This window comes from Emticicia sp. MM (genome assembly GCF_001649495.1).
Window position 1 is genome coordinate 1 of the sequence record NZ_LXHX01000076.1, and the last position, 9046, is coordinate 9046.

The window sequence follows — 9046 nt, forward strand, 5'->3', positions numbered from 1 at the left end:
CTTAATTCATCATTCTCAATTCTTAATTAATATAAAATTTTTACAATATGATTTTTCTTGCCTTTTCCAACCAACAAATATTTGCCTTGCAAAAGTTGGAGTTCGGAAAGTGCCAGCTTTTCATCTGTAATTTTTACTTTATTAATACTTAAACCATTGCCTTGAATGGCACGACGTGCTTCGCCTTTTGATGGATAAATTTCGTTGTTGGTCACTACCGAAACTAAGTCTAATACGTTTGTGCAAGAATCCCAAGTTTCTTTTGAAATTTCGGTGGTAGGAACGCCATCAAATACACTTGTAAAAGTAGCCTCATCTAAACTTTGAAGTGTTTCGAGGGTTCCTTTTCCAAATAATACTTCCGATGCCTTCACCGCCAATTCGTACTGTTCTTCGCCATGCACACGGCTTGTTACATCTTTTGCCAATGCTTTTTGTCCGATTCTCAAATGAGGAGCTTCTGCGTGTTGAGCTTCAATGCTTTCAATTTCAGCTCTTGAATAAAGCGTAAATACTCTTAGTAGTTTTGGCAAATCACGGTCATCTTGTCCTAACCAATATTGGTAAAATTGGTATGGAGAAGTAAGGTTTGCATCAAGCCAGATAGTTTCGCCACCAGCCGATTTACCCATTTTAGTACCATCAGCTTTGGTTACTAATGGTGTAGTGAGAGCAAAGGCTTTGTAACTTAAGCTTTCATCTTCTACTTCGCCCACAATAGCCGACTCTTTTCTACGAATTAACTCCGTACCAGTTGTGATATTTCCCCACTGGTCAGAACCACCCATTTGTAAGCGAACGTTCTTATTTTTATACAACCAGTAAAAATCGTAGCCTTGTAATAATTGGTAAGAAAATTCAGTGAATGAAATACCCGTTGCCAAACGATTTTTTACCGAATCTTTCGACATCATGTAATTAACAGTAAGGTATTTACCTACTTCTCTCAAAAACTCCAAGAAACCTATTTCTTTAAACCAATCATAGTTATTAACCATTTCGGCTGAATTTTCGCCGCAATCAAAATCAAGAAACTTAACTAATTGATTTCGGATACCCTCTTGATTTGCTTTTAAAGTTTCTTCTGAAAGAAACTGACGCTCAGCCGATTTACCTGAAGGGTCGCCAACCATTCCTGTCGCACCTCCAACCAAGGCATAAGGCTTATGACCAGCTAATTGGAAATGTTTAAGCACCATAATAGTCGCTAAATTTCCGATATGCAATGATTTGGCCGTTGGGTCGAAACCAATATAGCCGGCTGTCATTTCTTTATTTAGTTGTTCTTCGGTGCCTGGCATGGCATCGTGAAGCATTCCTCTCCAGCGTAATTCTTCAATGAAATTCATGATATATTTTAATTATTACTCCTTTTTGATACTCGTAAAAAAAATCCCCTTAGCTTACACCAAGAGGATTAATATATAGCTGATATGTATATAGTTATCTTACTTGATGCGGTTTTGAACCGAAACAATAATAATATAAACTATATGACACTTGGTTTTTCATACTGCAAAATTAAGCGATTATTTCTATTTCAAAACAATTCCCTATCTTATTTCTTCTTTGGTGTTTTATCTTTTTTAGCCCAACGATAATAATCACTAAAGTTAAATGTAGCAGACACTTGCAAAGTACGGTTTTGGAAATTCAATGGAATAACACTTTTATCGGCCAAAGTATAGGTTTTATTGGTAGTATTGGTCAAACCATGAACGTAGCGAATATTTAAGCTAAACAAATGTGCTGCATCAAGCATATCAATACGAACGCCACCTGCCACACTAAAGTCAGTTTGAGCATAAGGCCCACGTTTAGTGCCTGCATTAAGAGCATAACCATACTCTGGACCAGCTACTAAATGTACATTTTTGGCTACTTCATAACCCAAAATCAAAGAACCTGTTAGGTATTGATAATTATTACGAAGAATGGTATTTCCTGTTTCGGCAAAGTTAGTAGATGCTTTAAAACTACCACCTTTCGCCTGAAAATATGCTTCTGGTTGAACACTAAATTTTTGCAAATTCCAACGATAAAAAGCACCCAAATTAATATCATTTCTAAACTTATTAAAAATGTTTGTTTGGTTATTAATAATAGCTGTTTTTGAGTTGCTAATACCTCCTTTGAATCCGTATTGAGTATTTGGTCTGATTTGGGCAAAGCTTACTAGGCTCGCTAAAACAAAAAGAGTGGTTAATGTTTTTTTCATTGAAATATTTTTGTCTTGTAGGACAGGTTTTCAAGCTGTCTCTTTTGGTTTTAGTGAATTCGTGTTCACTATTACATACATGGAAAATAAATTAGCGAACTTTATGGTCGCACCAGTATTGATAACGAAATTTCGGTCGCAAAATTACGGAATCAAAAGCGAAGAATCACCATAACTCAAGAAACGAAAATCATTTTCGAGGGCATAATTATAAATTTTCTGCCAATTTTCACCCACCAAGGCGGCTACAAGCAAAATTAATGTAGAATCTGGCTGATGAAAATTCGTAATGATACCTTTACAAACTCTAAATTTATAACTCGGAAAAATGAAAATTTCAGTTTCACCAATGATTTGAGTAAGGTTATTCTCATTCATATAAGCCAAAATAGCTTTCAGAGAATCTACTAAACTTACTTCTTCTGTTTGTTCGTATGGTAATAGTTTTTCGATAAAGAAAGCTTCATTTCCATTGCACAATTTCACTCCATACCAATATAAACTTTCAAGCGAACGCATAGATGTTGTGCCTACTGGAATCACAAAGCTTGCATTGGCCAAAAGGTTTTCGATGAATGATTTTTCGAATACAATTTGCTCACAGTGCATATTGTGTTCTACCACATTTTTCACTTTTATTGGCTGGAAAGTCCCTGCTCCTACGTGCAAAGTCACAAAATCATGTTTGATACCCTTTTGCTCCAATTCGGTGAACACATTTTCTGTAAAATGTAGGCCAGCCGTTGGAGCTGCTACTGCCCCATCTTTCTTCGAATAAACCGTTTGATAAGTATCGTAATCTTTTTGCTCGGTTTCTCGTTTGAGATAAGGTGGTAGCGGAATTTGTCCAAAATATCTAACTATTTCGGCAAACGACAGCTCTCGATTATCCCACGAAAACTTCACATAATTCTTCTCTACATCAACCAACTCGGCGATAAAATTTACCTGAAGCATAGGTTTTTCCAAAGCAGCTCCAGTAATTATCGAACTCACTTTTTCCTTGAATCGCTTTTTATTACCTATCATACAAGCCCACGTACAAGTATCGGTTGTTTCCATTACTTGCGAAACCACATTCGATGGCTCTACGGGATTAAGCAAAAACACCTCTATAACAACACCATTCGCTTTCTGAAAAAAAAGTCTTGCAGGAATAACCTTAGTATTATTGAAAACTAAAAAGGTATCGTCGGGCAAATGTTTAGGTAGGCTATGAAAAATATCTTCCGAAATTTGCTCAGATTTATAAAGCAATAGTTTCGACGAATCACGTGGTTCTACAGGAAAACGGGCAATTCGCTCATCTGGAAGGTCATAATTATACTTTTCTAAGTCTAATTCAAGCATATACTTAAAATTTTAACCAATCAAACGAAGCAATTATGCTTGTTCTTCGCTTGGATTAGTAAACAACAGTCTGATTGGTAAGATAAAAATCAAGATGATGAGCAAAACAAAACCAACAACCAAAACCCAATTATAATCAAAGTCGAGTTTTTGATTTTCCGTGCTATTGATTCGACGCACACCCAACAAAACAAAAGCTAAAAAGGTATTTGTAAGTGCTAAAAAGGCATTAAACCAACCTTCAATTAAGCCACTTAATTGCTCAGGACTTTTCGCCCAAACGCTCATCGGATTCAGTTTCGCAAAGTTGATTTTTAGCACTTGGGTTTTCAAAACTCCCCACAAAAGATTAAAAACGATGATAATGCCGAAGGACATATAGAACAAATCTTGCTTATCAACAAAACCATCAGGATTACCACTTTCGGTATGATGTACGGCTACACTTTCGGGTAAAGTAAAGTAGCAAAGCATAAGTACACCAACCAATAAAGGCATAGAGGCTTTTCGCCAAAAATTAAAAAAAACGTTGAGTATTGACATATCGCTAAATGTAGAATTAAGAATGTAGCATGTAGATTCGAAGTTTCCTCCTTTCTAACATATACTTTTTCTATGATTAAAATGTTTTTGTGAATAGCACACTTCGCTCAATTTTTTCGTTAGGTGCTTTCAGCTGCAAAGTTAGGGCAGAGAATTGAGAGTATCAGATTTTTATTGAAAAAACTAATTTCTACTTTCAGCTTTGTATCTTTAGGGCTTCATTATTTTAGACTTTTAATATGCGTGTTTGGGGAATCTTACTTGTATTTTTTTGCTGGTCGTGCAAAGAAGAGAAACCACCGAAAGAGGTTTCGAGAGGAATTTATTATTGGAAATCGAATTTCAAATTAAATGCTTCCGAAAAAGAAATACTCGAAAAATGCAAAGTTGAAAAACTCTACATCAAAGCCTTTGATTTGGACTGGGATTTTGTCAAAAAAAGAGCTATTCCGAAAGCTTCTATCCGATTCGAAGATTCGGTTTCGAAGAAAACAGCATTGATTCCAACTATATTCATTACGAATCAAGTAATAAAACAAATAACTGATAATGAATTAGATACAACCACTTTTTTCATCAAAAAACACCTCGAATCTACATTCAAAGGAAAGCCTTATAACGAAATCCAGTTCGATTGTGATTGGACTATTTCAACTCGTGAAAAATATTTTAGTTTACTTCGTTTATTAACGAAACGCTTTGCTGATAAGCATCTTTCGGCTACCATTCGCTTGCATCAAATAAAGTTTGCTCACAAAACTGGCATTCCACCCGTCGAGCGAGGCATGCTAATGTTTTATAATATGTCGAATTGGAAAAAAGCCCAAATCAAGAACTCCATTTATGACCTCGATGCGGCATCTCAATACCTAAGTACACTCGATGATTATCCATTGCCACTTGATTTGGTGATGCCTATTTTTAGATGGGCGATTGTTTATAGAGGAGAAAAACTCTTAACAGTCATCAATAATCTCGACAGTGAAATATTAAGCAAATTGAACTTTTTTAGTCAAAAAGAAAACAAATATTGGGTACAGGAAGATACTTCTGCCTTTGGAATTTCGTTGAGAAAAGGCGATATGATTCGCGTGGAAGAAGTGCCTTTCGAAGAATTATTGAAAGGCTCACGTACCTTACACAATAAAATTTCAACACAAAAACTTACCTTTGCTTTGTATCACTTAGACCAACCAAATATCACTTTTTATGGCAATGAAGAACTCTCTCAAATCTATGCTTCGTTTGAGTAATCGAACCAAATCTTTCATCATTTTATTTCTGATTGCTTGCGGCCCCATGCCTTTCGATTACGATGAATTTAAGAGTTTTTTCTCGCCCGAAAGTGCCGCCAATGAATCAATATTTAGACCCTACAATTTTACCACACAATTTACCTATGGCAATAATTATTGGTCGGCAGAAGCTAACCTTTCACCTGACCAAGCAGCTAATCAGCAAGCATGGGCTGAATATGCTGGCATTTCTGAAAAAGAAGTAGGAGCAGAATTATATCCAGCCTACGGAGAAAACAACAGCAATGCTCTAAGCAATGCCTTACAAAGAAAGGGTAAAACTGAAGCTCTTGAATACTTAACTTTAGCTAAAGAAATTGAATCTGTTGATACAGCCTATGAAGACCCTTATGCTGAAAATGATACCACTAAAGCTCAAACACCAACAGATTATGTAGCTTTAGAAAGTAAAATTCAAGATTTATCGGCTCGAACCAATGATTCATTCTTGAAGGAAAGATTAGCTTATCAAGCAGTGAAAGTAGCCGATATGGCCGATAACCCTAAGAAAAGCATTGATTTATACGAAAAACTCGTTAAACCACTCAAAACCAAAACTTTTATCAGTGACTGGGCCGCTTCTCGCATGGCAGGAGCATACATGCACGCTGGCGACTCTACTAGTGCATTTTACCATTTTTCGCAGATTTTGGTGAATGCCCCTACTCGCCAGTCAGCCGCTTATTTGAGTTTAAAAAGAATCACAAAATTTGGAGAAGGTGCTCTAAAACTTTGCAAAAACGATAACGAAAAAGCTAATTTATATGCTGCTACTGCCGTTTTGCCTTTGCAAGATGGCCTACCTTTGCTTGAAAAAATCAAGGATTTAGATTCGAAAAATAAATTACTTGAATTTGTAATGGCTCGTGAAATTAATAAAAACGAGTATTATTTTTTCAATAATCAAGAAACCCTACAATATGGTTTCTGGGAAGTCGATTCGCTCACTAAAGTTAGCTGGAAAAGCAATGCTAAAAACTATTTCGAGAAACTATTGGCCTTTAACCTTGATGCTGCCGAAGATGCCAATCTGAAGAGTTCTCCTTTTTGGTACACCGCTGCTTCATATTTAGCATTTATCGGAAAAGACTTGTCTAAAGCTCAAGAATTACTCCAAAAAGCAAAGGCTATTCCAACCGATAATCAAAGTCTGAAAGACCAAATAGCCATGCAAGAAATGATTTTTGCCGTAAGTGAAACAGATGAAGTTACGCCAAATATGGAGGCTACCGTCATGCCTCTTTTAGAACGCTTTGCTCGTTCTGATAAATTTAGAGTGGCCAATAATTTCAATGCGGCTTGCAAAATCATGGCTGCAAAATATGAGGAGTTACCCGTAAACGATGAATTTGCTGAAAATTTAGGCGAAAAATCTACGGTAGTTTCTTCGCAATCGAACAAATCACTGGGTTGGTTCTCTGGTTGTTTTGGAAAGAAATCGAAAGATGAAAAAACTGCGGAAGGCGTTTTGGTTTCGACTGCTTCGCCCGAAAATCAGGCAAAAGCATTTATCCTGAAAGTTTTGGCGTCTGCTCAACAAGCCAAACAAACTGAATATGGTGGTACGGCTTCATTTATGAGTAATACTGACCAATATGAAATTGAAGCAAAAACTTCTTCGAAAGTAATCAATTATGTCATTGATTATTTCAAGAAAAAATCACCTAATAATTTCGACCAAAAACTACAAGCAATGGCAGGTTTCAATAATGAATACCTATACACTGTTTTGGGTCGTAGAGCTTTGGCCGAACATCAATATGCACAAGCAGCTGAAGCTTGGAAAAATGTATCGCCACAAACTTGGCAAGCCGAACCTTTTCAAACATATTTAGATGTAAATCCGTTTAGCCTAAACGGGCTGGGCGATTCAAACGCCAAACAACGCACTACGCCAGTAGCATTTGCTAAGAGAATGGCAGAATTAGAGTCAAAAATTAAGCAAAACCCTAACGATTTTGAAAGTTTGATTCTTTTAGGTTGTGGCAGCTACAACATGAGTTATTATGGCAATAGTTGGATTTTACTTCGTAGAGAATGGAGTACAAATGATACTTTTGATGAAAATGACGATTATTTTTCATACGATAAAGCTCTTTCTTACTTTGATAAAGCCATGCAAGTTGCACCAAAACCAGAGCTTGCTGCCAAAGCTTGTTTTATGGCTGCTACTTGTCAACAAATCAAGTATGCTGGTATTTCATCAAAAATGTATGATGGTATCTACTCTTTGCCAGAAGATGAAATGAAAGCCAAAGAAGAAGCAATCAAGCAAACTTTAAGTAGCTTGAAAAAAGATAAATATTCTACTTACTTCAACCTACTTAAAACAAAATATGGCAGTACAGCATACGAAGAGCAACTGATTGAAGAATGTAGTACTTATAAAGATTATTTGGCAGGAAAATAACCCTTCGGCTACGCTCAGGGTACAGCTTCCTGTTATAAGAAATTAAATATTCTGTTATAAAAAAATAGTTGTGGCACACTTTTGAAGTGTGCCACAACTATTCCAAAGTAATAAAATGAAAATTTATACAAAAACGGGTGACGAAGGTACAACCTCTCTGGTAGGAGGAACACGCATAAGCAAGGCAGATTTAAAAATCGAAGCTTACGGAACTGTTGATGAACTCAACTCATGGATTGGTTTAGTGCGAGACCAGCCAATCAATGATGCGAGAAAGGCAATTTTAAAGGAAATCCAAGACCGATTATTTACCATTGGCTCTGATTTAGCTTCCGAGCCAGAGCAAGTACGCAGAAAGAAAATCCCAGATTTATTTGAGACAGACATAGCGTTACTAGAGCAAGAAATGGATAAAATGGACACCGAACTTCCTGCATTAAGAGCTTTTATTCTACCCGGAGGGAATCAATCGGTTTCATATACTCACATTGCACGAACTGTCTGTCGACGTGCAGAACGTCTTTCTATTCGTCTATCTAAGGAAGAAGAAGTAAATCCTTTAATTATCAAATACTTAAACCGCCTATCTGATTATTTATTTGTATTATCTCGCAAAATGACACAAGAATTGGGCAGTGAAGAAGTTAACTGGAAACCTCGGATTTAATAACAACGAGGTAACCTCTTCATATAAAAACACTCAGATAAGTAATAGCAAATTTTGAGATAAAACTAATTTAAAACGATTATTATAAGTTAGTTTATAACCTTCGTATTTATCACATTTACTAAATTTCGACACGAATAAAAAACACTTTTTCTATTTTCGTTTTACACTAGCTACACAATAAATTTTCACTTTATTCCCATTACCTACTCCCTTCAAGTTCATTAAATACTTGATTGGCTTCATAGCAAAATACCTAAAATGGACATCTAAATTTGTATTATTTTTAGATTTCACAAGAACTATCTTACTAAGGGGTAAGATATAAATCATTAAAATCTCACCCTTTTTAATGATTTATGGCTATTTTTTCAATGTTTTTTTATCAAGTACTGGCTTATCAAGAAAAAGCGTTAAATTTGCACTTTCAATGTTTAAGGCTCTCACTAAAAGACTTAGAACGAGTTATAAATATATCTGTATTAGTAATCTGGCAAAAATCATTCTAAAATGACCAAGAAAATCAAATCGGCACTTATTTCGGTTTATTACAAAGACGGTTT

The 9046-nt window shown here is 35.8% G+C and carries 7 protein-coding genes; 3 read left to right on the forward strand and 4 right to left on the reverse strand.

Annotation, left to right across the window (positions count from 1 at the left end):
- Nucleotides 1-26 precede the first annotated feature (26 nt).
- The 4 genes from tyrS to A6M55_RS09300 form a co-directional block, all read right to left on the reverse strand.
- Entirely contained in the window at nucleotides 27-1349 is a 1323-nt protein-coding gene (gene tyrS / locus A6M55_RS09285; RefSeq protein WP_015028165.1) for a tyrosine--tRNA ligase, read from the reverse strand.
- Between the two features lie 209 nt (nucleotides 1350-1558).
- Nucleotides 1559-2218, reverse strand: coding sequence for a porin family protein (locus tag A6M55_RS09290; protein ID WP_015028166.1), 660 nt, complete (start codon nucleotides 2216-2218; stop codon nucleotides 1559-1561).
- A gap of 144 nt (nucleotides 2219-2362) precedes the next feature.
- Nucleotides 2363-3568: an S-adenosylmethionine:tRNA ribosyltransferase-isomerase gene (locus A6M55_RS09295; protein WP_064197361.1), complete on the reverse strand. Its 1206-nt coding sequence runs from the start codon at nucleotides 3566-3568 to the stop codon at nucleotides 2363-2365.
- 33 nt (nucleotides 3569-3601) lie between these two features.
- Entirely contained in the window at nucleotides 3602-4111 is a 510-nt protein-coding gene (locus A6M55_RS09300; protein ID WP_015028168.1) for a DUF1648 domain-containing protein, read from the reverse strand.
- 239 nt (nucleotides 4112-4350) lie between these two features.
- On the opposite strand from A6M55_RS09300, the gene A6M55_RS09305 reads away from it, so the two are divergent.
- The 3 genes from A6M55_RS09305 to A6M55_RS09315 all read left to right on the forward strand — a co-directional run bounded on the left by A6M55_RS09305 (nucleotide 4351) and on the right by A6M55_RS09315 (nucleotide 8483).
- Complete coding sequence (locus A6M55_RS09305) at nucleotides 4351-5364, forward strand: hypothetical protein (protein ID WP_064197362.1); 1014 nt, start codon at nucleotides 4351-4353, stop codon at nucleotides 5362-5364.
- Nucleotides 5321-7816, forward strand: a complete 2496-nt coding sequence (locus A6M55_RS09310; protein ID WP_156511015.1) for a hypothetical protein — start codon at nucleotides 5321-5323, stop codon at nucleotides 7814-7816. Before A6M55_RS09305 ends, A6M55_RS09310 begins: the two co-directional genes overlap by 44 nt.
- A 115-nt stretch (nucleotides 7817-7931) precedes the next feature.
- Complete coding sequence (locus A6M55_RS09315) at nucleotides 7932-8483, forward strand: cob(I)yrinic acid a,c-diamide adenosyltransferase (protein WP_015028171.1); 552 nt, start codon at nucleotides 7932-7934, stop codon at nucleotides 8481-8483.
- The last annotated feature ends 563 nt before the right edge of the window (nucleotides 8484-9046 follow it).